Annotated in this window: 23 protein-coding genes and 1 pseudogene; 16 read left to right on the top strand and 8 right to left on the bottom strand. The window is 63.0% G+C overall.

Annotation, left to right across the window (positions count from 1 at the left end; translation table 11 throughout):
• Nucleotides 1-30 precede the first annotated feature (30 nt).
• The 7 genes from C5L14_RS25295 to dhaL (C5L14_RS25265) all read left to right on the top strand — a co-directional run bounded on the left by C5L14_RS25295 (nt 31) and on the right by dhaL (C5L14_RS25265) (nt 7,570).
• Nucleotides 31-1,035: an ABC transporter permease gene (locus C5L14_RS25295; RefSeq protein ID WP_105864838.1), complete on the top strand. Its 1,005-nt coding sequence runs from the start codon at nt 31-33 to the stop codon at nt 1,033-1,035.
• A gap of 84 nt (nt 1,036-1,119) precedes the next feature.
• A complete protein-coding gene (locus C5L14_RS25290) occupies nt 1,120-2,112 on the top strand; it encodes a substrate-binding domain-containing protein (protein ID WP_105864837.1) in 993 nt (330 codons plus the stop codon).
• 57 nt (nt 2,113-2,169) lie between these two features.
• Nucleotides 2,170-2,943 (top strand): GolD/DthD family dehydrogenase, encoded by a 774-nt coding sequence (locus C5L14_RS25285; RefSeq protein WP_105864836.1) that lies wholly within the window; start codon nt 2,170-2,172, stop codon nt 2,941-2,943.
• 33 nt (nt 2,944-2,976) lie between these two features.
• The gene (locus tag C5L14_RS25280; protein ID WP_105864835.1) at nt 2,977-3,969 is read left to right on the top strand and encodes a dihydroxyacetone kinase subunit DhaK; all 993 of its coding nucleotides are present in this window, start codon (nt 2,977-2,979) and stop codon (nt 3,967-3,969) included.
• A gap of 12 nt (nt 3,970-3,981) precedes the next feature.
• Nucleotides 3,982-4,623 (top strand): dihydroxyacetone kinase subunit DhaL, encoded by a 642-nt coding sequence (gene dhaL / locus C5L14_RS25275; protein WP_105864834.1) that lies wholly within the window; start codon nt 3,982-3,984, stop codon nt 4,621-4,623.
• Nucleotides 4,624-4,789: 166 nt separating this feature from the next.
• Nucleotides 4,790-6,892, top strand: a complete 2,103-nt coding sequence (locus tag C5L14_RS25270; protein ID WP_245443582.1) for a bifunctional sugar-binding transcriptional regulator/dihydroxyacetone kinase subunit DhaK — start codon at nt 4,790-4,792, stop codon at nt 6,890-6,892.
• Nucleotides 6,893-6,922: 30 nt separating this feature from the next.
• Complete coding sequence (gene dhaL / locus C5L14_RS25265; RefSeq protein WP_105864832.1) at nt 6,923-7,570, top strand: dihydroxyacetone kinase subunit DhaL; 648 nt, start codon at nt 6,923-6,925, stop codon at nt 7,568-7,570.
• A 236-nt stretch (nt 7,571-7,806) separates the two neighbouring features.
• Here the strand turns inward: dhaL (C5L14_RS25265) and C5L14_RS25260 are convergent, their stop codons facing one another.
• Nucleotides 7,807-8,235: a hypothetical protein gene (locus C5L14_RS25260; RefSeq protein WP_105864831.1), complete on the bottom strand. Its 429-nt coding sequence runs from the start codon at nt 8,233-8,235 to the stop codon at nt 7,807-7,809.
• 433 nt (nt 8,236-8,668) lie between these two features.
• On the opposite strand from C5L14_RS25260, the gene C5L14_RS25255 reads away from it, so the two are divergent.
• The gene (locus C5L14_RS25255; protein WP_105864830.1) at nt 8,669-8,869 is read left to right on the top strand and encodes a hypothetical protein; all 201 of its coding nucleotides are present in this window, start codon (nt 8,669-8,671) and stop codon (nt 8,867-8,869) included.
• 214 nt (nt 8,870-9,083) lie between these two features.
• On the opposite strand, the pseudogene C5L14_RS25250 reads toward C5L14_RS25255, so the two are convergent.
• Nucleotides 9,084-9,692 (bottom strand): annotated as a pseudogene (locus C5L14_RS25250) (NADPH-dependent F420 reductase); the annotation flags it as partial.
• A 16-nt stretch (nt 9,693-9,708) separates the two neighbouring features.
• Entirely contained in the window at nt 9,709-10,443 is a 735-nt protein-coding gene (locus C5L14_RS25245; RefSeq protein WP_105864828.1) for an SDR family NAD(P)-dependent oxidoreductase, read from the bottom strand.
• Between the two features lie 187 nt (nt 10,444-10,630).
• Here C5L14_RS25245 and C5L14_RS25240 point away from each other — a divergent pair, with 187 nt between their 5' ends.
• Together C5L14_RS25240 and C5L14_RS31010 are read left to right on the top strand one after the other, a co-directional pair.
• Nucleotides 10,631-11,521, top strand: a complete 891-nt coding sequence (locus C5L14_RS25240; protein WP_105864886.1) for a LysR family transcriptional regulator — start codon at nt 10,631-10,633, stop codon at nt 11,519-11,521.
• A gap of 269 nt (nt 11,522-11,790) precedes the next feature.
• On the top strand, nt 11,791-12,294 hold the full coding sequence (locus tag C5L14_RS31010; RefSeq protein ID WP_181161320.1) for a hypothetical protein: 504 nt from the start codon (nt 11,791-11,793) through the stop codon (nt 12,292-12,294).
• A 161-nt stretch (nt 12,295-12,455) separates the two neighbouring features.
• Here the strand turns inward: C5L14_RS31010 and C5L14_RS25225 are convergent, their stop codons facing one another.
• From C5L14_RS25225 to C5L14_RS30115, 5 genes are all read right to left on the bottom strand, one after another.
• On the bottom strand, nt 12,456-12,665 hold the full coding sequence (locus tag C5L14_RS25225; RefSeq protein WP_105864885.1) for a cold-shock protein: 210 nt from the start codon (nt 12,663-12,665) through the stop codon (nt 12,456-12,458).
• Between the two features lie 389 nt (nt 12,666-13,054).
• Nucleotides 13,055-13,432: a response regulator gene (locus C5L14_RS25220; RefSeq protein WP_105864827.1), complete on the bottom strand. Its 378-nt coding sequence runs from the start codon at nt 13,430-13,432 to the stop codon at nt 13,055-13,057.
• A gap of 30 nt (nt 13,433-13,462) precedes the next feature.
• A complete protein-coding gene (locus tag C5L14_RS25215) occupies nt 13,463-14,491 on the bottom strand; it encodes a sensor histidine kinase (RefSeq protein ID WP_105864826.1) in 1,029 nt (342 codons plus the stop codon).
• Nucleotides 14,492-14,498: 7 nt separating this feature from the next.
• Nucleotides 14,499-15,938, bottom strand: a complete 1,440-nt coding sequence (locus C5L14_RS25210) for an ATPase domain-containing protein (protein WP_105864825.1) — start codon at nt 15,936-15,938, stop codon at nt 14,499-14,501.
• 139 nt (nt 15,939-16,077) lie between these two features.
• Nucleotides 16,078-16,260 carry a hypothetical protein gene (locus tag C5L14_RS30115; protein WP_146127020.1) on the bottom strand — a complete coding sequence of 61 codons (183 nt, stop codon included), beginning with the start codon at nt 16,258-16,260 and terminating at the stop codon, nt 16,078-16,080.
• Between the two features lie 153 nt (nt 16,261-16,413).
• Here C5L14_RS30115 and C5L14_RS25205 point away from each other — a divergent pair, with 153 nt between their 5' ends.
• From C5L14_RS25205 to C5L14_RS25180, 6 genes are all read left to right on the top strand, one after another.
• Nucleotides 16,414-17,460, top strand: coding sequence for an MsnO8 family LLM class oxidoreductase (locus C5L14_RS25205; protein WP_105864824.1), 1,047 nt, complete (start codon nt 16,414-16,416; stop codon nt 17,458-17,460).
• 56 nt (nt 17,461-17,516) lie between these two features.
• Complete coding sequence (locus C5L14_RS25200; protein WP_428832660.1) at nt 17,517-18,830, top strand: LLM class flavin-dependent oxidoreductase; 1,314 nt, start codon at nt 17,517-17,519, stop codon at nt 18,828-18,830.
• A complete protein-coding gene (locus C5L14_RS25195) occupies nt 18,830-20,029 on the top strand; it encodes a M20 aminoacylase family protein (RefSeq protein WP_105864822.1) in 1,200 nt (399 codons plus the stop codon). The genes C5L14_RS25200 and C5L14_RS25195 overlap by 1 nt, the downstream gene beginning before the upstream one ends.
• On the top strand, nt 20,026-20,634 hold the full coding sequence (locus C5L14_RS25190; RefSeq protein WP_105864821.1) for a GNAT family N-acetyltransferase: 609 nt from the start codon (nt 20,026-20,028) through the stop codon (nt 20,632-20,634). The genes C5L14_RS25195 and C5L14_RS25190 overlap by 4 nt, the downstream gene beginning before the upstream one ends.
• An 83-nt stretch (nt 20,635-20,717) precedes the next feature.
• Nucleotides 20,718-22,517: an amino acid ABC transporter permease/ATP-binding protein gene (locus C5L14_RS30870; RefSeq protein WP_105864820.1), complete on the top strand. Its 1,800-nt coding sequence runs from the start codon at nt 20,718-20,720 to the stop codon at nt 22,515-22,517.
• A gap of 96 nt (nt 22,518-22,613) precedes the next feature.
• The gene (locus C5L14_RS25180; RefSeq protein ID WP_105864819.1) at nt 22,614-23,549 is read left to right on the top strand and encodes an ABC transporter substrate-binding protein; all 936 of its coding nucleotides are present in this window, start codon (nt 22,614-22,616) and stop codon (nt 23,547-23,549) included.
• Nucleotides 23,550-23,682: the final 133 nt, after the last annotated feature.

Raw genomic sequence — 23,682 nt, 5'->3', positions numbered from 1 at the left:
TGTATCGGCCGGCACAAGAAGGAAATCCACGTGTCCGCTAACCAGAATCCTTCGACCAGCATCTGGCCCGGCAAGGAACATCGTCGGCTGATCGTCCAGGAATATGGCATCTTCATTGCCTTCTTGTTGCTGGCCTTGATCCTGTCGTTCTCCAACCAGTACTTCCTGACCGCGGGCAACATTTCCAACGTGCTGTTGCAGACCGCCATAAACGGCGTCCTGGCTGTTGGCATGACTTTCGTCATCCTGACGCGGGGGATCGATCTGTCGGTCGGCTCGGTAGCGGCACTCACCGGCATCGTCGCCGCCAGTTTCGCGACCACGTCGGCAACAGCTGGCCTGTCGGGCGCGCCTTACCCGTTCTACCTCGCCTTGGCGGTGGGTCTTCTGGTCGGGCTTGCCTGTGGCGCGGTTTCCGGTGTCATCGTCTCGCGTTTCGCGGTTCCGGCCTTCGTGGCCACGCTCGGCATGCTCTCGGCGGCGCGCGGCCTGACACTCATTTATGGCGGAGGCCGGCCCGTGCCCGCTCTCACGCCCGAATTCCGCTGGATCGGCACCGGCAGCCTGTTCGGCATTCCTGCACCCGTCATCCTGCTTGCCGTTGCGTTTGCCCTGTCCTGGTGGGTCCTGAACCGCACGCGCTTCGGCCGCTATATCTATGCGGTGGGCGGCAACCCGCATGCCGCCAAGACCTCGGGCATCAACGTTGCCCGCATCCGTTTCAGCGTCTACGTCATCTCCGGCGGACTTTCGGGCCTGGCGGGCATGATGCTGGCGGCCCGCACCGGCTCCGCCCTACCCCAGGCCGGCATCGCCTACGAGCTCGATGCCATCGCGGCCGTGGTGATCGGCGGCACCAGCCTGTCAGGTGGCGTCGGTCGTATCACTGGCACGCTGATCGGCGCCCTGATCATCGGCGTGATGAACAACGGCCTCGATCTGATGGGCATCCAATCCTACTACCAGCAGGTTCTCAAGGGTGCCCTGATCGTCGGTGCCGTGATGCTGGACCAGAAGAGAAACCAGGGCGAGTAAGCCCCGTGCCATCCGGACGCTCGCGCCCGCGATCCAGAACCGCGTGCCGTCAAGGCTGCGGCATTTTTTCGGAGGAGAACGACCATGAGGAAACTGCTTTTCGCCCTGGCCGCGGCCACGGCGTTGCTAGTGACGCCGGCCCTGGCGCAGGACAAGAAAATCAAGATCGGCGCGGCCCCTTACGGCCTCAACGCCGAGTTCATGCAGATCTGGACGGCGGCGCTGAAGGAGCATCCCGCCGTCAAGAGCGGAGAGGTGGAACTGACCGTCTTCGACGGGCGCTACGATGCGCTCGTGCAGCAGGAACAGTTCAACACGATGATCACGCAGAAATTCGATGCGATCATCTTCGTGCCCATCGACATCGAGGCCGGTGCCACCGCCGTCCAGGCCGCGCATGATGCCGGCATTCCCGTGGTCGGCTCGAACACGCGCGTCCACTCCGACCTGTTGTCGTCCTATATCGGCTCCGACGACACGATCTCCGGCTATCTGGAGGCCAAGAGCGTGCTCGACAAGATCGGCTGCAAGGGCAATGTCGTCATCATCGAGGGCCCGATCGGGCAGTCGGCACAGATCTCCCGCCTCGAAGGCAACAAGAAGGCCTTGGCGGAATGCCCGAATGTAAAGGTTATTGAAGACCAGACCGCCAACTGGTCACGCGCCGAGGCGCAGACCCTGATGGAAAACTGGCTGACGGCACATCCCGGCCAGATCAACGGCGTCATCGGCCAGAATGACGAGATGGCGCTCGGCGCGATCGAGGCCATCAAGGCGGCCAAGCTGAACGTCAAGGATTTCGCGATTGCCGGCATCGATGGCGTCACCGACGCGCTCCATGCGGTCAAGCAGGGCACGATGACCTCGATCCTGCAGGATGCCCGCGCCCAGGCGCAGGGAGCCCTGGACCTTGCCATCTTCCAGGCCAGGAAGGGCAACTACAAGCCGCAATCCGATATCTGGGCCCAGTATCCCAGCATGCCGTTCAACAATGGCACCGCCAAGGAATACAACGTGCCGTGGACGCCCGTCACCGCCGACAATGTCGACAAGCTGCTCGCCGCTCGCAGCAAGTGATTCTTACGCGCGGGGCATCGCCTCGCCCCGCGCCTTCCGCCGACAGGACCCATCGACATGACCGATATCGCGCCTCAAATCGACCTGACCTTTCCGCTCTCCGGCAAGGTCGCCCTCGTCACCGGAGCCGCCTCCGGTATCGGTGCGGCCATTGCAGCGGCTTTCGCCGCCAAGGGAGCCCGGGTCGCCGTTCTCGACATCAACGCCGAACTCGCCGCCGTGCAGGCGGCCAAGCTTGGGAATGGCGCACGAGCATTCGTGTGCAATGTCACCGATCCTGAATCCGTCAATGCCGCGATCACGGGTACGAAGGCTGCGTTTGGTGGCATCGACGTCGCGGTCAACAGCGCCGGGGTCGTGTTCCTGGCTCCGGCCGAAGATCTGCCGCTGGACCACTGGACCAGGACGATCGACATCAATCTCAAAGGCAGCTTCCTGGTCACGCAGGCTGTCGGCCGGGAAATGATCGGTGCCGGCAAGGGCGGCAGGATCATCAATCTCGCTTCGCAGGCGGGCACTGTCGCCATCGAGGAGCATGTGGCCTATTGCGCCTCGAAATTCGGCGTGATCGGCATGTCCAAGACCTTTGCGGCCGAGTGGGGCAAATACGGCATCACCGTCAACACGCTTTCTCCCACCATCGTGCTCACCGAACTGGGCAAGAAGGCCTGGGCGGGAGAGAAGGGCGATGCCGCCCGAAAACGCATTCCCACCGGTCGGTTCGCCTTTCCCGAGGAAATCGCGGCTGCGGCCGTTTTCCTCGCTTCCGCCGGTGCGGATATGATCAATGGCGCCGACTTGCTGATCGATGGCGGCTACACGATCCTTTGAGCCGAAGCGCTCCAGGAACCCATAGGAGAAATCATGCAGCGGTTCGTCAACAATCCCGACGAAGTCGTCGAGGACACGGTAAAAGGGTTCGTCAAGGCCCATTCCGATATTGTTCGCCTCGCCGACAATCCCCGTGTCATCGCCGCCAGGAATGCGCCTCGTGCTGGCAAGGTAGGCGTCGTCACGGGCGGCGGCTCCGGCCATGAGCCGGCTTTCATTGGCTATACCGGCGAGAACATGCTCGATGCCGTCGCTGTCGGAGAACTGTTTTCCTCCCCCACGGCCAAGAGTTTCTACGATGCCATCCGTGAGGCCGATGGCGGAAAGGGCGTAGTCTGCCTTTACGGCAATTACGCCGGCGACAACATGAACGTGAAGATGGCGATCAAGCTCGCCGCAAAGGACGGCATCGAAGTGGCGACTGTGGTTGCCAACGACGATGTCTGCTCGGCGTCCCGCGACGAGCGCGAAAAACGCCGGGGCGTCGCTGGCGAGATCTTCATGTGGAAGGTTGGCGGCGCCAAGGCGGCAAAGGGCGCCTCGCTCGAGACCGTTCGCGCGACTGCGCAAAGGGCGATCGACAATTGCCGTTCGATCGGCGTGGGCCTCGGTCCCTGTACCCTGCCGGCTGTCGGCCATCCGAATTTCGAGATCGCACCGGGCACGATGGAGGTCGGCATTGGCCATCACGGCGAGCCGGGCGTCCGCGTGGAGCCGCTGAAATCCGCGGCCGAGATCGCTCGCGACATGTGCACGATCGTTCTCGACGACCACGATCTTCCCGAGGGCACCGAAGTCGCCGTGCTGGTTTCCGGCCTCGGTGCGACACCGCTCAATGAACTCTACATCCTGAACGATACGATCGAATCCGAGATCGTCAAACGCGGCCTGAAAATCCATCGCACCTATATCGGCAATTACTTCACCTCGCTGGAAATGATCGGCGCAACCCTGACGGTCATGGCTCTTGACGACGAACTGAAGGAACTGCTCGATACGGACGTGCGCTGCGCTGCAATCTTGTAAAGAGAACGCCTCATGCAAACCCTGAACAATGCGGAAGCCGGCGACATCGTTCTGGCCATGGCAGAACGCATTATCGAAAATCGGGCCTATCTCAGCGAAATCGACGGCAAGATCGGCGACGGCGATCACGGCGTCAACATGGCGAAAGGCTTCAACCTGGCTGCCGAGCGGCTCAAGGGCAAGAACGCCTCCCTTTCAGGCTCGCTCGACACGCTGGGCACCGTCCTGATGACCGAGATCGGCGGTTCGATGGGACCGCTCTATGGCGTCATGTTTACGGAATTCGCCGAAAAGATCGAGGGTGTCGACGCCATCGACGCCGCCGCCTTCAGCCGCATGCTGCATGCGGGCCTCGAAGGCATTCAATCCATCGGCTCCGCCAAGGTAGGCGACAAGACGCTTCTGGACACATTCGTTCCGGCCCTTGCCGCGTTCGATGACGCAAACGCTGCCGGCAGATCCTTTGCCGAAGCCCTGGATGCGCTTGTCGAAGCAGCAGAAAAGGGGCGCGATTCCACCATAGATTTGGTGGCCAGGATCGGACGCGCCAGCCGTCTGGGCGAACGGTCCCGCGGCGTCCTGGACGCCGGGGCAACCTCCTGCGCCATCATTCTCAAAGAATTGTCACTCGGCGCCCGCGAGCAACTGCAATAAGAGACGGCCGATTTGCGCAACATGGCGGCCCCCCTTTATGCTTGGAGGGTCGGGCCGCTTTTTGTTTTGAATCTTCGCAAAACGAGACAAAGGCATTGTCCTGCAAGCCTTCCCGACCGACGCAGGAGCAATGGCAAACAAGATGGCGCTGAGTAAAAAAAACGCCATGGCCAAGCCTGGTCAGGCGGAATTGGCCGATGTCATACCGCTGCGATATGGCGACGATCCCTATGTGTGGGCCTGCTGGCTTTATTACGAGGACGGACGCACACAGGGCGATATCGCCGAGATAATGGGAATCTCGCGCGCAACGGTCAACAGCTACCTTGCCGAAGCGCGCAGCCGCGGCATCGTCAGCATTTCCATCGAGCCTGCGCGGCTGAGCTCCCTGGTCGTCGCGCAGGAGCTGAAACAGCATTTCGGATTGACCGACTGCCTCGTCGTGCCCGACGATGACGGATCGCGAACCTTGATCGACCGCCTGGGAGCCGCCGGCGCGCAAGCCGTTGCAAAGCTGCTGAAATCCGGCGACACGGTGGCCGTCGCATGGGGGCGCACAGTCCTGTCCATCGCCGAAAACCTGCATATCTCCAATCTGCAGGACGTGACGGTCGTCCAGGCCACCGGCGGCACCCGAGCCGGTTTCGCCTATACGCCGGAGCTGTGCGCGGCGGCGCTCGCCAAAGCCACGAATGCCCAACTCATCAACATCACCGCGCCGGCTATCGTGTCGAATGCGCAGGTCAAATCGGCTTTCTTGGACGAGCCGGTCATTGCCGAGCAATTTCACTCGCTGACCCGAGCCAACAAGGCACTTTTCGGCATTTCGTCCCTTCGGCCGAATTCGACGATCCACACGAGCGGATTCTTCGAGGACGTGTCGATCCAGGACTATCTGGCCAGAAATGCCGTCGGCGTGATTGCTGGCCGTTTCATCGACGCCCATGGCCACCCCGTTTCCGGACCTCTGGACGACAGGACGATCGGCATTTCACTCGATCGGCTGCGCGATAGCGACATGCGCATTGCGGTTGCCGGCGGTTTCGACAAGGTGCCGGCCATTCTGGCGGCGCTGAGAGGCGGCTATGTCAGCGTGTTGATCACCGATGCGGCGACCGGGCGCGGCATCCTCCATGCCGACGGGGTGGCGCAGATCCACAGCAAGCCTGCCCAACGCTTGCGGCAGGAACCTTCGGCTGTCCCGCCCAGCCATAACCGCACCCATATCAAGAAATTTCTCAACAACCCCGATGACGTTGTCGATGAAATGCTTGACGGGGTCATCAAGGCGCATGCTGCTCATGTCGCGCCGATCAACGGCTCAAAGCGTGCACTGGTTGCGCGCCATGGCCCGCGTGCGGGCAAGGTCGGCCTGGTCATCGGCGGCGGTTCCGGCCACGAACCCTGCTTTCTCGGTTATGTCGGCAAGGGGTTGGCCGACGCGGTGGCGATCGGCAACGTCTTCTCCTCGCCTCCCCCTGTTCCGATCCTCGAATGCGCAAAGGCTGCCTCGGGCGGAGCCGGTGTCCTTTTCGTCTACGGCAACTATGTCGGCGATGTCATGAACTTTGAAATGGCGGCCGAGCTGGCGCAGGAGGCGAACATACCCACACGTACGGTGCTGACGACTGACGATATCTCCTCCTCACCGGTCGAGGATCGCGACGGACGGCGCGGCGTGGCGGGCAATTTCTTTGTCTTCAAGATCGCCGGCGCCGCCTGCGATCGCGGACTGTCGCTCGAGGAATGCGAGGCCATCGCGCGCAAGGCCAACAGGCGCACCTATACGATGGGGGTCGCGCTGGAACCATGTTCCCTGCCGCAAACCCGCCGGCACAACTTCGAGATCGGTCCTGACGAGATGGAAATCGGCATGGGCATTCATGGCGAGCGGGGCGTCATTCGCGAGAAGATGATGCAAGCCGACGAAATCGTCGACCGCATCATGGACAGGGTCTTTTCCGAAATGGCTGCCGGCCCGGGAGATCAGGTGGCGGTTCTGGTCAATTCGTTCGGTTCGACCCCCCTGATGGAACTCTACATCCTGTTCAAGCGCGTGGAAGAGCGTCTCAGCGCCAAGCGGATCAGCATCGCGGCGAACTGGGTCGGCCATTACTGCACGTCGCTCGACATGAACGGTGCATCCATATCCATCCTGCACCTGGATCAGGAACTATCCGATCTCCTGTCGCATCCTTGCGATACCGCCTTTCTTCGGGTCACCGCAAAAGGGGCGCCTCCTGCAGGACCGCTACCTGCGGTCCAATGAGAATTCCACGCTGTTCGGGAGATCAATGCAATGCCGGAAACCGCAGCGCGCCGCCTCAGCTGGATGTTCCAGCTGATTGCTCTGTCGATAAAGGCGGAGAAGGAATATCTGTCCGACCTCGACGGCGCGATCGGCGACGCCGATCACGGCATCAGCATGGCCTTGGGGTTTTCGGCCGTCAACGGCGCGCTCGCGAGACTCGATCTTGATCAGGCCACGCCCTCCGACGTCTTCGCGGCAGCGGCCTCCGCCTTTCTCGACGCCGTCGGTGCATCCACCGGCCCCCTTTACGCGACGGGTTTTCAAAACGCTTCCAAGGCCTTGAAAAGCCAACAGTCCCTCGACCTGCCGGAACAGGTCGCCATCGTCGAAGCCATTACCAAGGGTATCCAGCTGCGTGGCAAAGGGCAGCGCGGGGACAAGACGATGCTCGACACATGGGTTCCGGCAATGGAGGTCGCCGTTCACGCCAAGGCAAACGGCCTGACCATCGGGCAGATGTGGCGCCATATCGTGGAGGCCGGCGCAGAAGGCGCGCAATCAACGAGGTCCATGGTCGCGACCCGCGGCCGCGCCGCCCGGCTTGGAGAACGGTCCCTGGGCCATATGGATCCCGGCGCAGCGTCCGCCCTGATCATTCTGCGGGCGATGCAGGAAGCCTTTGCTGAAAGGGGCTAGCCTCCTGAGGCGCCGTGGAAACGGCATCGAAGCCAACAAAGGCCAAGAAGACCACGAGCCCCTGCGGACCCTCGGGGTCCTTCGGCGAGCCCTCGGGAAAGCTCCGATTATCGGTCTCGGCAGCACTTGCGCCGGAATATGATCGACTGCGGCCGCGGACGACCGCCGGGACATCTCGGAGGCCGTCTTGCTTCCAAGCCGCATATGTGTCGGCCGCGATGTCGTGCGTTTTCCGATTACTGCCGGAAAACCCAGTTCAGGACATGTCGGAAGATCCCATTCTCAGCCGCGCGCAGCCTGGCAGCGACCTTTGGTCCCGTCATCGTACCACGATAATGGCAGTCGCACAGCAGACGATGGGCCAGCCCCTGGCTGAGCTCGAAATAATTGCAAGCATCGCCGAATGTGTCGCCGGCCAGGCCGTCGGCACGCAGGACCGCGTCATCATAGGCGAGAGCGACGGGACCTTGGTCAACGCGCAAGGCGCCCCGCGCCACTTTCGAATAGGTTTCAATACGCAGGAAGGGCACAAGCGGAGCGTCATGCCTGTCCAGGAGCAAGGCCCAGCGCTCCCGTCGTTCGGCGCGCGTCAGCGCTTTGCGCTCGGCCTGAAGCGGTACGATGTCGGCCTTGAGCCGGAGTTCGTCCAGACTTTGATGCAGCATGGAAACCTCCATTGGCTTGGTGATGGCGCAAGCAGCGATGCTGAGCGCCGGGACCGTCGAGGGGAAGCGCTCGGCGACTTCCGCTACTCCTCGACCCTGTTGCCATGCCCGCCGTTACGGCTCGGGCATGGGACGCCACTCGACCCGCCGGCGTCGTTCAGTTCGGAATGCTTCGGGCGTCCGAACACCAATGTAGACCCTTTGTTCCTCGTCTCTGCTCAGCAGCATTGAAATTTCTGGGCCAAGACCCAGGAGAAAACGCCAGTGGCGGGAACAGGCGCTGACGCCATTTGTTGGACCCATACATCCGACCGACTTGCCCGCCGGCGGTTGCTCAGTCGGCGGGTATTTTCCTGCTCGGCTCTCTGGGCAGGGAAGGTCTCCAATCGTGCATGCAGACCCATGACCAGCGAAGAAACGAGGTTCTCTGGAGATGAATGCGGAGAACATGAACGAGCGACCACTCGAGGCCAAGGCGGTCACGGCAGTGATCGAGGAACTCGAAAGGCAGGCTGCCGAAAACCCGTCGAAGCTGAAGGTTCGGCGGGATGGCGACACGACCATCGTCGATGGTGAAGTCGACGTGGATGCGGTCGTCATGGTGGTCGTGGGGTCCATGGCAGGCGGTCCCTGAAGCCAGCCGAATGGTGACGAAATGGACCAGCGGCCGGCGCTCATAAGATTAGCAGCACGGCCGCGCTGGATCTGACGGGTACCGGCGAATACTAGATTCCGGTTCTTCGTCCACAGGGAGAACCCGCTCCACATGAGTGACGCCGAGGGCCTCTACCCCAACTCCCGGCATTGAGGCGAATGGCGCTCACGCCCCATTCGCCTTCGCTTTAAAATCAACGGTCGAACTTGACGAGGTCCTTGAAGATAAGCCGACCCCAGATATTGCCATGGCCCTGCACAAGCAATCCGCCTTCGGCAAGCCTGCCGAGTTGAATGGGTGCGAAGCCGAGCTTGTCCGCCAGCCCGCCGATCTCGGCAGCCGCGCCGTCATCGTCGCTCGCCAGAAACACGACTCGCCGACCGCCATGCGAGGCTGGAGCCTCCGCCAGAATGGGGGCGGCCAGATGATTGAAGCCCTTGACCAGCTTCGCGCCGGCGAAGGCGTCGGCGACGATCCTCGCGGAAGGCTGTCCGCCCAGCTCCTCGTCAGGCACGCCATAGGCGTTGGTCACATCGACGATGATCTTGCCCTCCCAGCTGGGCAGCGCCTTCGCCACATTCGGGTGCGACTGGAAGCGCACCGCCAGGAAGACGACATCCGCCTTTACAGCCTCGGCGAGCGTCTTGGGAATGACTCCGGGCCCGATCGCTGCCGCAGCGAATGCGAAGCTTTCCGGATCGCGGGTGGTAGCCACGGCTACTTCGATGCCCTTGCGGGCGAATGCCTTGGCCAGTGCCTGGCCAACTTCGCCGAAACCGATGATCGCGTAGGTCATGTCTGTTCTCCTTCGATCAAGGTCAGAGTTGCGCCAGGCCGCCGTCGACCGCGACTTCGCTCGCCGTCATGAAGCTGCTGTCCGAGGATGCGAGGAAAGCGGCCACGGCACCGATCTCGGCGGGGTCGGCCATGCGCTGGAGCGGGGTCATCGAGGCGAATACCGCCTGACCTTCCTCTCCCAGTGCTTCCTTGGCGAGTTCGGTCGCCGTCGCCCCGGGCGAGAGCACGTTCACCCGGATGCCGGTACCCTTCAGGTCCTCGGCCCAGGTCCGGGCGAGATTGCGCACCGCGGCTTTGCTCGCGCTGTAGGCGGTGAAACCGGGCGCCCCGGTTGTGCCGGCGCTCGAACCAGTGAGGATGATCGAACCGCCCGGCCCCATGAGCGGCAGCGCCTTCTGCACCGTGAAGATCGTGCCCTTCACATTGGTGTCGAAAGTTTCGTCAATATGCTCGGGGGTGATCGCGCCGAGCGGAAGCGGACTTCCAGCCCCGGCATTGGCGAAGACGATATCGAGAGTTCCGCGCTCGGCCTTCACCACCGCGTAGAGCCGGTCGAGATCAGCCTCGTTGGAGACCGAACCCTTTATTGCGCGGGCACTGGGGCCGAGGCTGGCAAGGGCCGTGTCGAGCGCATCCTGCCGCCGGCCGAAGATGAAGACGAAGGCCCCCTCATCGAGGAAGCGCTTTGCCGCGGCGTAGCCGATGCCGGTCGCACCCCCCGTGATGACTGCAACCTTACCGTCGAGCTTTCTCATGACTGTTCCTCAAATACGATGTCTGATCGTGCGGGGCATGCCCCGGAGGATTGGGAGATGGGTCCGCAAGCGCCGGCCGTTGAGTGCGGAAATCCGCACGTCCGTGGTGCGAAATCGATCCAGTGAGTAAGCGCGAAAAACGAACATCGGTGCTGGAAAGGTGCCTTGCATGGCGCAAGAATGCACCATGATCGATTGGGACGACGTCCGTTACTTTCTTGCTGTCGCCCGCAGCGGTTCGGTGCGTGCCGCCGCGACGCGGCTTGGCGTGAATCATTCGACCGTGTTGCGACGCGTTGCCCAGCTCGAGGGGCAGCTTGACGCTCGGATGTTCGAAAAGCTGCCCTCCGGCTACCGGCTTACGGCTGCCGGCGAAGAAGTCCTCGAACTGGCCGATCAGATGGAAGCGTCATCCCATTTGCTGGAGACGCGGGTGTTCGGGCGTGACCAAACGGTGCGTGGGCGCCTGAGGGTCACTCTGGCTCCGAACCTTGCCGCACACTTGCTGATGCCCGACTTTGCCGTATTCGCGCGTCGTCATCCGGATATCGAGATGGAGATCCTGTCGTCCGGCGAACTGGCCAATCTCACCAATCGGGAGGCCGATGTCGCGATCCGCGTCGTCTACGATCGCCAGACGCTTCCGCCCAATCTCCACGGCCTTAAGGGACCGGACATTTTCGGCGGCGTCTACATTTCCCGCGATCGTCTAACCGAATGGCGTGAAGATACGCTTGATTCGCTTCGGTGGATCGTAATCAGCATGCACGGCATCCCGAGCTGGGCCAGCGCAGGTGACATTCAGACTGCCGAGATTTTGTTTAGGGTCACCGATGGCGAGGGGCAGCTTGCCGCAGTCCGGCAGGGGCTGGGGATCACGACCCTGCCGTGCTTCATCGGAGATGCCGATCCGCAGCTTGTGAGAGTACCTGGTACGGCGCTGCATCAATACGGGACCATCTGGCTTCTCACGCAGGGGGAGACGCGCAAGACGAAGCGCGTCCGGCTGTTCACGGAATTCATGTCCCGCAGGCTGGCTGATTACCAAGCCCTTCTCGCGGGCGTGTCCCGGTCTTGAGACGCAGCGCACGCAGTAACTGCCCGCTCGCGACCGCGGCCTGGGGCAAAGCGGTCGGACGAGAGCCTCCAGCGGCAGCCGTTGCCCTATCGCTGAACGAACGGCGGGTTTGCGGGGTAAGCCGGTCGAGCCCGAACGACCGGAACGGGACGCAAAGCAAACCAGCTAAGCCCATGGTCTGTGCGGAACGGTGTTCTGCCGGTGTGGCGACGATGTCTCTTTTGCAAGCCATGGCATCCTAATCGCTCACGCACCCACCCGCGGGTTTTTTGCTTGAGATCGTTCTTCGCTCGCTAGGAGATTGCCGATCGGTTCGCCGTCGCGCCCATCGGAGCGCAACAGCGAATGCGCCCGGGCGTTCAGGCGTTGATGCGAGGACTGAGCAGATCCTTGAGGCCGATGTTCTGGAACATCTCACGGCGCATGCGGTCGCCGACGCGGAACACCTCCTCGGCGCCGTCCTGCGACGGATCGATGAAGACGCGGTAGGGACGCTTGCCGAAGGGCGCGTTGACGATGTCGGCGATCGTGGTCGCGACGGCGCCGGCATCGGCATCGGCCGGCTCCAGAGCCGCAAGGCCTTGCAGCGCCTTCTCGACGCGGGCTTGACTGCCAGCGTAACGCCGTCCTGCACCAGTCGGGCGAGACGAGCCTCGCGCAGCCTTGAGGTTTTTTCGTCGCGTGCGACCACGATCGAGTTCAGTTCTTCGAAGGCGCGTTTACGCGCGACGGACTGCGACTGCGTCTTTCCGAAAGCGATCTCGGCCTGCTGACGCGGTTTGCTGTAGCTCTCGGTCATGGCTTTCCTCGTAAAGGGCGCTCAGCGGGTGAGCTGCAACAAAAAAGGTCAGGCAAATTGCCTGACCTCGCTCGGTCTCATGCTTTCGGCAGTGCCAGTACATCCGTGGTCAAGGGAAAGCAGATCCCGGATTTATCAGGCTGCCTGCAGGTTGCAGGCCGACATCTTGCCCGACTTGTTGTCGCGCTCGAGGTCATAGGCCAGCTTCTGGCCTTCGACGATTTGGCGCATGCCGGCGCGTTCGACGGCCGAGATGTGGACGAACGCGTCCGGGCCACCATCATCAGGCTGAATGAAACCGAAGCCCTTGGTGGAATTGAACCATTTAACTGTGCCAGTGGTCACGAAGAACCCTTTCTTAGCAAGATAGACGACCGCAGCGCGCAAGCACTGCAGATGATGATAACGATGCTTTAAAGGGAGGTTCGCTCAAAACGCGGTTGCCAAATCGCGCGGTAACCAAAGCTCAGCAAGAAAAGATCGATAGCCTTTGATATAGGTTTTGTATCGTGCCGTCAATTTTTATTTTCAGAACTTGGTACAGGGATTGTGAGTCGCCTGGCTGGCAGGCATAAAACTGACGTTACGCCGCTCTTTGGGCAAAAATAATTTCGAAGCAATAGGTGCTTTACTGCGCCGTCCCTTGCGCGACCAAATGGCGATCTCACCGCGCATTACCGCCCACAGAGGGGCGGACAATACTGTACGGCCAGAGAGACGGTCGTCGGCAGGCATCAGCGGCTTGCGCGGCGGCGAATTAACTCCAGCTTGTCGGCGAGGTCTTCGACCGAAATCGGTTTGGCGATCACGCCGAGCGAGGGCAGCGGGTACTCGGCCGCGAGCCCGACCTGGCCGGTGACGAAGATGCTGGGAATACCGCGCTCGTGCAGCCAGGCGGCAGCGTTGGGGCCCGTACGTCCGTCGGCAAGATCGATATCGACCAAGGCGGCGTCCATCTCGAACGCATCGAAGCTCGATACCAAGTCGGCGAAGCTGCCGACCGAGCCGGCAAAGACAAATCCGAGGTCCTCGATCATGGTTTCGACATGGAACACAATCAACGGATTGTCTTCCAGATAGAAGATACGAAGTTGTGGTGACTGCGCGCCCATCGTCCTAAACTGTTTTCTGACCTCGACGTTTCAGCAAACGCGAGAAAAAGGTCCGGCCGCGATGCAACGCAGCCCTCGCGGATCAAAAATGATCTGAGGCGGAGAGCCGAACAGGCCTCGCAAAGCCGAGCGGATGAAGCGCATCCCGTAGCCGGGCTTTGACGGCTCGGCGGCTGTTGGCCCCCCGCTTTCGGTCCACCTTAAGGTCAAGATCGAATTGCTTTCGGACGATAACGCCCACTCCAGGCGGACCCGGCCATCCGAACGCGATAATGCGCCATATTTGAGCGCGTTTGTCGCAAGCTCGTGAAAGCACAACGCAAGGGTCATGCCTGCATCTCGCTTGATCTTGATGGGCGGCCCGGCGAATGTAATGCGGTCGTCTCCGTCATTGCGATAGGGCGAGCAGGTCCGTTCAACAATCTCGGTGAGGTCGGCCGCTTCGCCGCCTGCCTCGAATACGACGGAATGAACCTTCGACAATGCAACGAGCCTGCCGGAAAAATCCTTCGTCATTTGGTCGAACGACGTCGCGCTGCGACGCGTCATTTCAAAGATCGCGGTCACGCTCGCGAGAATGTTCTTCACCCGGTGATTAAGTTCGCGGCGGAGCTCAACCTCACGCTCGATGTGATCCCTGACCTCGCGCTGCCGGAGCCTGGCCAGCAGTGCCGATTGTATGCCGCTCAGCAATTCCAGCGTCGCCACGGGGCGTTGGTAAAAGATCTGCCGTGAACCTGACCATTTGGCGTTAAGTTCCGCGCGGATGCGCGCATGCGGGGCTGCCTTGTCGAGAAGCACGATGATCGGCATCTCGGACCAACTCGGCTGGTCGGCGACATGCGCCGCGATGATGCCGAGTGCCGCCGGACTTAAGGCTTCATGCGTGACGACAACGACGCCCGGTTCCTCAGCGAGTTGTTTGGCGACCTCTCGCGGGCCTTCGGCCCGCCGGACGATCACATCGTGCTGCTTGAGTAGCGTCTCAAGATACTCGGCATCCCGCCGATATGGCGCAAGGATCAGCACCCAATCGAGAGAGGAGTCGGCGCCCAACACGGCGGCCTCACGCCTCCGGAAGCGGGTTATAGGGGACCACCATGACGCCGGAGCTTTGGATGAACAACTCGCGCACGTCGAGATCGTGCGGGCCGTGCCGCTTCTTCACGACCGTGATGCTGCGCCGCAGGCGCCCATCATGCTCCATGATCCGCAGCAGGAGCACGGTGTCCCCCAGGAAGCTCACATCGACATCGATGCCGACGCCCTGCCCCAGCAAGCCATGCTGGGCGACGATCAGGATTGTCAGCACGCCAGCGCGGGCCAGGTATTTGAGCAATGATTGGATATCGCGCACCGCCTTGTCGCGATGCGGGAGCGAGTTGAGATAACCAGTGAAGCTGTCGATCACGACGACCCGCACATTTTCACCGCGCACCGCTTGTTGGACGATCTGCCCGAATTCGCCCGGGGAGATCTCGTTAGGATTGAAGTCGCTGATGATGAGTTGGCCGTCTTCGTGGAACTGGCGCAGATCCATGCCCAGCCCTTCGGAGCGCCGGAAAAAAGTCTCGATGCGCTCCTCGAACAGAAACAGGGCGACGCTTTCCCCGCGTTTGAGCGCAGCGGTCGCGTAAAGGGACGCCATGGTCGACTTGCCAGTGCCAGCCTGCCCGATGACGAGGGTCGTCGTGCCGGATTCCTGCCCTCCGCCGAACATTGCATCAAGTTCGTCGACGCCTGACTTGATCAATTGCGGCTTGACGGTCTGGGCAGCTGCGCCCGGTAGGATCCGTGGGAACACGACCACGCCTTCGCCCTCGCGGATCGCCATGTCGTGATACCCGTCGGCAACAGGCACGCCGCGCATCTTGCTCACTTCGACGCGGCGGCGGATGGCGCCATATTCTTCCAGCGACTTGTTCAGGCAGATCACGCCATGCGCGATACCTTCAACCTCTTCGCCCGAATGTTGGGCATCGGGAACCTGCGTATCGAGCAGGAGCGCCACCACGTTGCGCTTGGCGAGAAATGCCTTGAAGGCAATCAACTCGCGACGAAAACGCGGCGTGTCCCCCGTGATCAGCCGGATCTCGAGGAGGGAATCATAAACGAGCCGGCTCGGCTTGTGTTCCTCGATGGCGGTCTCGATCGCCTTGCGGGTCTCGTCGAGGCGAAGCTCGGCCGTTTGAAAGATCGTCTGGTCGGTGGCGCCGTTGACCGCATCGGAGGCCGACAACTCCTCGACGCGAATCCCATCCAGCGTCCAGCCGTGCGACAAGGCGATTGCTTCGAGTTCGGCCTTCGTCTGCGACAAGCTGACATAGATGCAGCGGTCGCCTGCTGCCACGCCGGCGCGCAAGAATTGAAGCGCCAGGGTGGTCTTTCCCGATCCTGGCGCGCCTTGAAGAATATACAAATTGGAGGCTGGAAGGCCGCCGCGCAGAACCTCGTCAAGGCCGCCAGCGCCGGTGCTCACCAGGGCCTGCATCTTGCGTTCAGCCATATCATTTCCCAATGAACCCAATGAACCCAATGAACCTAAGCCTGGTGCAAGTTTGAACGTTTGGTTGGAAGAATCGTTCCGCAGCTGCTTCGGCATCACGTGGGCATCTGGCCGACATTCGTGAGCGTTACGCCCTTGTTCAGCAGCCATTGCTGCGTGCCGCCCGTTCGTCCACCTGAGAACGATCGCGCATGGATGTAATTTCCGGTCGGCTTGATCCTGACCGCTGTTTTGCAGGATCGGCGGCCATTTCCGTTTGTGGCACCGCGAGACCAGGAAAACCGCCGATGGCGATTTTCTTGCCCGCTTTGAGATGCGCCACGGAAGATCCTCAACGAACGGTCTGCGAGAAATCCACTGCGCCGCCGCGACGCGGCCTCAGAAAATTTATATTTAATATATAGAAATAGTAGTCTATTGTGACTCATTCTTCCGGCGACACCTCGGCGCCGCACTGTAATCGAGATAAGGCACGATGCGCTACAGGCTGAGTTTGCTCGACAAAAGCCCCCTTTCTCCCGGTGACAAAGCCGCCGACGCCCTCAGGCGAACCCTGGTCCTGGCCCGGGAAGCGGAGCGGCTCGGCTATCATCGCTTCTGGGTCGCCGAGCACCACAATGCCCCTGAACTTGCCAGTTCCGCTCCCGAAGTTCTGATCGCCTTCCTGCTGGCCAACACCGCACGCATTCGCATCGGCTCGGGCGGCGTGATGCTGCAGCACTACAGCGCCTACAAGGTCGCGGAGGTCTTCAATCTCCTCGCCTCGCTGGCGCCCGGACGGATCGATCTCGGCATCGGCAAGGCGCCGGGCGGGCTGCCGCTGGCGACGCGCGCGCTGCAGGGCGCCTACGATCCCGCCCGCAAGCCGGGCTTTGCCGAGCAGCTCGAGGATCTCGGCCGCTTCCTGGAGGGACCGGTCGCGGCCGGCGACACGCTGGCCGGATTGAGCGCGACCCCGCACCCGCCGGTGGCGCCCGAACGCTTCCTGCTGGGCGCCAGCGTGGAAAGCGCTGGGCTCGCCGCCACCCGGGGTTGGCAGTTCGTGTTCGCCCGCCACCTCAATGGCGACGATGCGCTGCTGGCCGATGCCGTGGCCGCCTATCGCAGCGGGACCGGGCGACCACCCCTGGTGGCCGTGGCCGCCATCGTCGCCGACAGCGCCGCAGAGGCCGCACGCCAGGCCGCCGGCCTGCAGCTCTTCAAGGTGCACGTCCCCGGCGCACAGAGCGTCACAGTCGGCAGCGAGGCGCAGGCGGAGGATTATGCGCGCCAAGCCGGTGCCAGCGAATTCCGCGTCGAGCGCAAGACGCCGAGCGTTCTCGCCGGCACGGCGGGCGACGTGGTGGCGGCGCTCGATCGCCTGCATGAGGGCCACGGTATCGAGGAATTTATCATCGAGCCGGCCGTGAAGGGCGATGCACGGCTCACTTTGGTCGAGCAGCTCGCACGGGAACACGGTGCCGCCGTGCGGCGGCCTCCGGTCACGCAACAGCCGGCGCTGCGCCAAGTCATTCGCGCCTGACCATTCATCCATTTGAGGAGAGAGATTTGAGCAGGAAACGCATTCCCTTCGGTGTGATGCTGCAAGGCCCGGGCGGCCATATGAACGCCTGGAAGCATCCGAGCGTGCCGGCCGACGCCAGCATCAATTTCGAGCATCATGTCCGCACCGCACGCCAGGCCGAAAAGGCCGGCATCGCCTTCGTCTTCATCGCCGACGGCCTCTACATCAACGAGGTCTCCATTCCGCATTTCCTCAACCGGTTCGAGCCGATCGCCCTGCTTTCGGCCCTGGCCGCCTCGACCGCAAGCATCGGGTTGGTCGGCACGCTCTCGACCTCCTATTCCGATCCCTTCACCGTGGCCCGGCAGTTCGGCTCGATCGACGTGATCAGCGGCGGCCGCGCCGGCTGGAATGCGGTGACCTCGCCGCTGGAAGGCTCGGCCCGCAACTACAATCGCGACAAACATCCCGACCATGCCCTGCGCTACGAAATCGCCGGCGAGCACATCGAGGTGGTCAAGGGGCTGTGGGACAGCTGGGACGACGACGCCTTCCCGCGCAATCGCGAGACCGGCCAATATGCCGATTTCACCAAGATGCACCGGCTCGACTTCAAGGGCCGCTTCCATGCCGCCGAGGGGCCGCTCAACCTCGGCCGCTCGCCGCAGGGCCAGCCCGTGCTGTTCCAGGCCGGCGCTTCGGATAACGGCATCAAGCTGGCCGGCCGCCATGCCGATGCGGTGTTCGCCGGTTCCGAATCCTTCGAAGACAATCGCGAATTGTCGCGCAAGCTCAAGCAGAGCGCGCTGGCCCATGGCCGTTCGGCCGAGCACCTGAAGGTGTTTCCGGGGGTTGCCCCGATCGTGGGATCGACGCAGGAGGAGGCCGAGCGCAAATATCAGGAAATCCGCGCCCTGGTGACGGATCACGAGGCGCTGCTCTATCTCGGCCGCTTCTTCGACCATCACGACTTCACCGCCTACCCCCTCGACGAACCCTTTCCGGATCTCGGCGACATCGGCGCCAACAATTTCCGCGCCCATACCGACCGCATCAAGCGCGTGGCGCGTGAAAAGAAGCTCACTTTGCGCGAGATCGCGCTCGATGTCGCGACGCCGCGCACCAGTTTCATCGGCACGCCGGAGGCGATCGCCGACGAGCTGGTCCGTTGGGTGGAGGGAGGCGCCGCCGATGGCTTCGTGCTCGGCTTCCATGTGCTGACGGCCGGCCTCGATGATTTCGAGGCGCATGTCCTGCCGATCCTGGAGGCGCGAGGCCATCACCGCCCGGCCCAGTTCGGCACCACGCTCCGGGACCATCTCGGCCTGCCCTATCGCGAGAGCCGCTATGCGGTGCCGACGGCCGATACCGGCGAGGAGGCGGCCTGATGACGGCGCAGTTTCCCCCGCCCTCGGCCGCCGCGGCCGAGATCGCGCTGCAGGGCGACGAGTTCATCGCCCTGCGCCGCAAGCTGCACACTCAGCCCGAACTCGCCTACAGGGAAGAAAAGACCAGCGCCCTCGTCGCCGGCTATCTGGAGGGCTGGGGCTACGAGGTGGCGCGCAATGTCGGTGGCACCGGCGTGGTCGGCACGCTCAGAAGCGGCAGGGGTGGGCGAGCCGTCGGCATCCGGGCCGACATGGATGCCCTGCCGATCACCGAGGCCACGGGCCTGCCCTATGCCAGCACGGTGCCGGGGGTGATGCATGCCTGCGGGCATGACGGCCACACCGCGATCCTGCTGGCGGCGGCCAAGCACCTGGCTGAGACGCGCGCTTTTTCCGGCACGCTCAGGGTGATCTTCCAGCCGGCCGAGGAGAATGGCGGCGGCGCCCGCGCGATGATCAAGGATGGACTGTTCGAGCGTTTCCCGGTCGACGCCGTGTTCGGGCTGCACAATTGGCCCGGCGTGCCCGCCGGCGAATTCGGCTTCCTCACCGGGCCGGCCATGGCCTCGGTGGACCTTGCCGTCATCCGCATCATCGGCCAGGGTGGCCATGGCGCCAAGCCCCAGCAGGCGGTCGATCCGGTGGTGGCCTCGGCTTCGCTGGTGTTGGCGCTGCAGACGGTGGTTTCGCGCAATGTCGACCCGCTCGAGGCGGTTGTCGTCACCGTCGGCTCGATCCATGGCGGCATCGCGCCGAATGTCATCCCCGACAGCGTCGAGCTGCAGCTGACCATCCGCACCTTCAATGACGAGGTGCGCGAAAGCGTGCGCCAACGCATCATCGAGCTCGCGCAAAGCCAGGCCACCGCCTTCGGCGCCCGCGCCGAGGTCCATTATCCGCGCGGCTATCCCGTGCTCGTCAACCATGCCGGCGAGACCGAGTTCGCCCGGCAGGTCGCGGCCCGCCATTTCGGGGAAGAGCGCATCCGCCAGCGCTTCCGGCCGATCACCGCGAGCGAGGACTTCGCTTATCTGCTCCAGGAGAAGCCGGGCAGCTATCTCTTCATCGGCAATGGCGACAGCGCCGACCTGCACAACCCCCGCTACGACTTCAACGATGCCATTCTGGTCGACGCGGCGCGCTATTGGGTCGCGCTGGTCCAGGACTATCTCTCCGATAACAGTGAGCCGGCAAAATGACAGACGTCTTCTTCTATACCACGCCGCTGGACGAGAAGGCCCGTCCCCTGATCGAGGCGCTGACTTTCGAATATCAGTCGCGCTACGGCAATTATTGGGGCGAACCGGGCTCGGCGGAAATGAGCCGCTATCCCGCTGAACTCTTCGCCCCGCCCCATGGCAATTTCATGCTCCTGCTGCGCGACGGCGTCGCCATCGCCGGCGGCGCCTTCAAGCGCTATGACGAGCGCACGGCGGAATTCAAGCGCGTGTGGACCCATGTCGACCTGCGCCGCCAGGGCCTCGCCCGCAAGGTACTGGTCGAACTCGAAGCGCAGGCCGCCCGCCAGGGCTATAGCCGCATCTATCTCACCACCGGCTTTCGCCAGCCGGAGGCCGCGGGCCTCTACCTTTCCACCGGCTACACCGCCCTGTTCGACGTCACCAAGGATCCGGAGACCTATGGCTCGCTGCCCTTCGAGAAGGACATCTCCCATCTCGCCACCGCGGCCGAACCGGTGACAGGCGATGTGCCGCCGGCGGACGACAGGCTGGTCGCACTCAGCGCTGTCCGAGCCGCGCGCCAGGCCACGCCGGATCGTGGGCAGGGGCGAAAGACGGGCTGACGGGTATCACCGGTACAGCCTCTTTTTGCCATTTAATCTAGTTTTTCTATGGACTAAGTGAATCAAAACAAGAGAAGGGCGAGATGGCCTCCACCACGGATTTCGACGGTGTCCTTGCAGCGCCCCAGATCGCTGGCCCTCAGGCGAGCGGCGCGTCCGACTATTCGCGCTACCGGGTAGTGTCGGCCCGGCATCCCTGGCGTGCCGTCGGCACGTTGGTGGCCGTCCTCATCCTTGGTGCCACGCTCTATTCGATCCTGACCAATCCGAAATGGGGCTGGGGCGTCTTCGCGCAATATTTCGTCTCCGAGCCCGTCCTGGTCGGGCTCGCCCGTACGGTGCTTCTCACCGTGCTGGCTTCCTTTTTCGGCTTCCTGCTCGGGGGTACGCTGGCCTTTGCACGCGTCTCCAAATCGCCGCTGCTCGCTGGGATCTCCTGGGGCTATATCTGGCTCCTGCGCTCGGTGCCGCTGATCGTGCTGCTGCTGATCCTCAACAATCTCGGCTATCTCTACGCCACGCTGGATATCGGCATTCCCTTCACCGGCATCCGGTTCGCCCAGTATAATCTGGTGGAGGTCCTCAGTCCGTTCGCGGTGGCGCTGATCGGCCTCAGCCTGAACCAGGCGGCCTTTTCCGCCGAGATCATCCGGGGCGGCATCCTGTCGGTAGACCAGGGCCAGCACGAGGCGGCCGCTGCCCTCGGCCTGTCGCGGCGCCGGCATGCCCTCGGCATCGTGCTGCCCCAGGCGATGCGCGCCATCCTGCCGAGTGGCTTCAACGAGATCATCGGCTTGGCCAAGTCGACCTCCATGGTCTATGTCCTGGCGCTGCCGGAGCTGTTCTACACCGTGCAGGTGATCTACCGGCGCAATCTCGAGGTCATCCCGCTGCTGATGGTGGCCACGGTCTGGTACCTCATCATCATGAGCGTGCTCTCGCTCATCCAGCTGAGGATCGAGCGGCATTATGCCAGGGGCGCCCTGCGCACCGCCCCAGCGTCCCTGCTGGGCCGCCTGACCGGCCGTGACAATCGCCGCCAAAATAAGGCGACCGCGATCCCCCGGCCGGCCGCGCCAGCCATTCGCAAGCCGCTGGTTTCGGCGTTGCGTCCGGCCCGCCAGGAAGGACTGATCGAGATCCACGGCCTGTCGAAGCGCTATGGCAGCCACACCGTCCTGGACGATGTCAACCTCACCATCCGGCCCGGCGAAGTCACGGCCATTTTCGGCCCCTCAGGCGCGGGCAAGTCGACGCTGCTGCGCGCGATCAATCATCTGGAGCGCGCCAATGAAGGCTTCATCGCCATCGACGGCGAACTGATCGGCTATGAGCGCCGCGGCGCCGTGCTCTACGAGCTGAAGGAGAGCGCCATCCGTCGGCGGCGGTCCTCGATTGGCATGGTGTTCCAGAACTTCAACCTGTTCCCGCATCTGACGGTGGTGGAGAACATCATCGAAGCCCCTGTCTCGGTGCGGAAGGTGCCGCGCGCCGAGGCCGTCGAGCAGGCCCGCGACCTTCTGGCCCGTGTCGGCCTCGCCGACAAGGCGGACGCCTATCCCCGCCAGCTCTCGGGCGGGCAGCAGCAGCGCGTCGCCATCGCCCGAGCCTTGGCGCTCAAGCCCAAGGTCATCTTGTTCGACGAGCCGACCTCGGCCCTCGATCCGGAACTGGTCGGCGAAGTGCTGGCAGTGATCAAGGAGCTCGCCAGCTCCGGCACCACCATGGTGATCGTCACCCATGAGGTCGGTTTCGCCCGCGAGGTCGCCGACACAGCGGTGTTCATGGAGAACGGCCGCATCCTCGAAGTCGGGCCGCCGGCACAGCTTTTCAATGCGCCCGCCCATTCCCGCCTCGGTGAATTCCTCGCCAAGGTTCTGTGACGCCCAAGGTTCTGTGACGCCAAATTTCATCGACGTCCGTGCCGGCGCGGCGGCCGCCGTTGCCCTTCCTCCCCCCAAGCCCGATCAGGAGCCCCCATGACGACCCGCTTTGCTTCCATCGCCCCCGGAGCCCTCGCGGCTACGCTGGCCCTCGGCCTCAGCTTTGCCGCCTTCGCCGGCGAGTTCGACCTCAGCCCTGAGCAACCCGGCCGCCTGCGCGCCGAGAAGAACGAAGAGGCGATCAAGGCGATCTCGAAGGACGCCAAATTCGCTCGGGACGGCAAGTTCGTGGTGGCGGTCGATCCCGGCCTGCCGCCGATCGCGACCTATGCCACCGATTCCAAGACGCCGGTCGGCTTCGATCCCGATCTTTCCCAGCTTGTGGCCGACAGCCTCGGCAAGGAACTGGTGCTGGAAACCGTGGCATGGGCGGATTGGCCGCTCGGCCTGTCCTCGGGCAAATATGATGCCGTGATCACCAACGTTACCGTGACCGAGGAGCGCAAGGAGAAGTTCGATTTCTCCACCTATCGGCGCGACGTGCTCGGCCTCTATGTCAAGGCGGACAGCCCGATCACGGCGGTGAAGGAGCCCAAGGACATTGCCGGCCTGAAGGTGATCACCGATGCCGGCACCAACCAGGAGAAGATCCTGCTGGCCTGGGACAAGCAGAACCAGGCCGCCGGCCTCAAGCCGATCGAGGTGCAGTATTACGACGACGATGCGGTGAAGACGCTCGCCCTGCAGTCCGGCCGCGCCGACATCACCTTCAGCGTCAACGCCACCCAGGCCTTCCAGTCGGCGCAGACCGGCAAGACCAAGCTGGTCGGCACGCTTTCGGGCGGCTGGCCGCTCACCGCCGACATCGCCGTCACCACCCGCAAGGGCGGCGGCCTTGCCGATGCCGTGACGATCGCCATCAACGGCCTGATCAAGGACGGCAAATACGCCAAGACGCTCGCTCGCTGGAACCTGAGCGCCGAGGCGGTCGAGAAGTCCGAGACCAATCCGCAAGGCCTGCCGAAGAGCTGAGGGGTCGCCGCAATGGGATGAGGTCAGTACCGTCGCGCCGCCCCTCACCCCTAGAGCAAAGCGCGTTCAAGCGTGAACGCTTATTTTCTCTAACTCATTGTTCTGACGCGTCTTTGCGATTCTTGGTGACTCC

Origin of the sequence: Labrys okinawensis (assembly GCF_002982075.1) — a bacterium.
Lineage (GTDB): Bacteria > Pseudomonadota > Alphaproteobacteria > Rhizobiales > Labraceae > Labrys > Labrys okinawensis_A.
Note: the sequence above shows the minus strand (reverse complement) of the source record. Positions and strands in the feature narration are given on the sequence as shown.

What these genes read in the sequence shown, in the direction of transcription:
- C5L14_RS25290 (WP_105864837.1), top strand. Translation starts at nt 1,120, where the DNA reads ATGAGGAAACTGCTTTTCGCCCTGGCCGCGGCCACGGCGTTGCTAGTG.
- C5L14_RS25285 (WP_105864836.1), top strand. Translation starts at nt 2,170, where the DNA reads ATGACCGATATCGCGCCTCAAATCGACCTGACCTTTCCGCTCTCCGGC.
- C5L14_RS25280 (WP_105864835.1), top strand. Translation starts at nt 2,977, where the DNA reads ATGCAGCGGTTCGTCAACAATCCCGACGAAGTCGTCGAGGACACGGTA.
- dhaL (WP_105864834.1), top strand. Translation starts at nt 3,982, where the DNA reads ATGCAAACCCTGAACAATGCGGAAGCCGGCGACATCGTTCTGGCCATG.
- C5L14_RS25270 (WP_245443582.1), top strand. Translation starts at nt 4,790, where the DNA reads ATGGCCAAGCCTGGTCAGGCGGAATTGGCCGATGTCATACCGCTGCGA.
- dhaL (WP_105864832.1), top strand. Translation starts at nt 6,923, where the DNA reads ATGCCGGAAACCGCAGCGCGCCGCCTCAGCTGGATGTTCCAGCTGATT.
- C5L14_RS25260 (WP_105864831.1), bottom strand. Translation starts at nt 8,235, where the DNA reads ATGCTGCATCAAAGTCTGGACGAACTCCGGCTCAAGGCCGACATCGTA.
- C5L14_RS25255 (WP_105864830.1), top strand. Translation starts at nt 8,669, where the DNA reads ATGAATGCGGAGAACATGAACGAGCGACCACTCGAGGCCAAGGCGGTC.
- C5L14_RS25245 (WP_105864828.1), bottom strand. Translation starts at nt 10,443, where the DNA reads ATGAGAAAGCTCGACGGTAAGGTTGCAGTCATCACGGGGGGTGCGACC.
- C5L14_RS25240 (WP_105864886.1), top strand. Translation starts at nt 10,631, where the DNA reads ATGATCGATTGGGACGACGTCCGTTACTTTCTTGCTGTCGCCCGCAGC.
- C5L14_RS25220 (WP_105864827.1), bottom strand. Translation starts at nt 13,432, where the DNA reads ATGGGCGCGCAGTCACCACAACTTCGTATCTTCTATCTGGAAGACAAT.
- C5L14_RS25210 (WP_105864825.1), bottom strand. Translation starts at nt 15,938, where the DNA reads ATGGCTGAACGCAAGATGCAGGCCCTGGTGAGCACCGGCGCTGGCGGC.
- C5L14_RS25205 (WP_105864824.1), top strand. Translation starts at nt 16,414, where the DNA reads ATGCGCTACAGGCTGAGTTTGCTCGACAAAAGCCCCCTTTCTCCCGGT.
- C5L14_RS25200 (WP_428832660.1), top strand. Translation starts at nt 17,517, where the DNA reads ATGCTGCAAGGCCCGGGCGGCCATATGAACGCCTGGAAGCATCCGAGC.
- C5L14_RS25195 (WP_105864822.1), top strand. Translation starts at nt 18,830, where the DNA reads ATGACGGCGCAGTTTCCCCCGCCCTCGGCCGCCGCGGCCGAGATCGCG.
- C5L14_RS25190 (WP_105864821.1), top strand. Translation starts at nt 20,026, where the DNA reads ATGACAGACGTCTTCTTCTATACCACGCCGCTGGACGAGAAGGCCCGT.
- C5L14_RS30870 (WP_105864820.1), top strand. Translation starts at nt 20,718, where the DNA reads ATGGCCTCCACCACGGATTTCGACGGTGTCCTTGCAGCGCCCCAGATC.
- C5L14_RS25180 (WP_105864819.1), top strand. Translation starts at nt 22,614, where the DNA reads ATGACGACCCGCTTTGCTTCCATCGCCCCCGGAGCCCTCGCGGCTACG.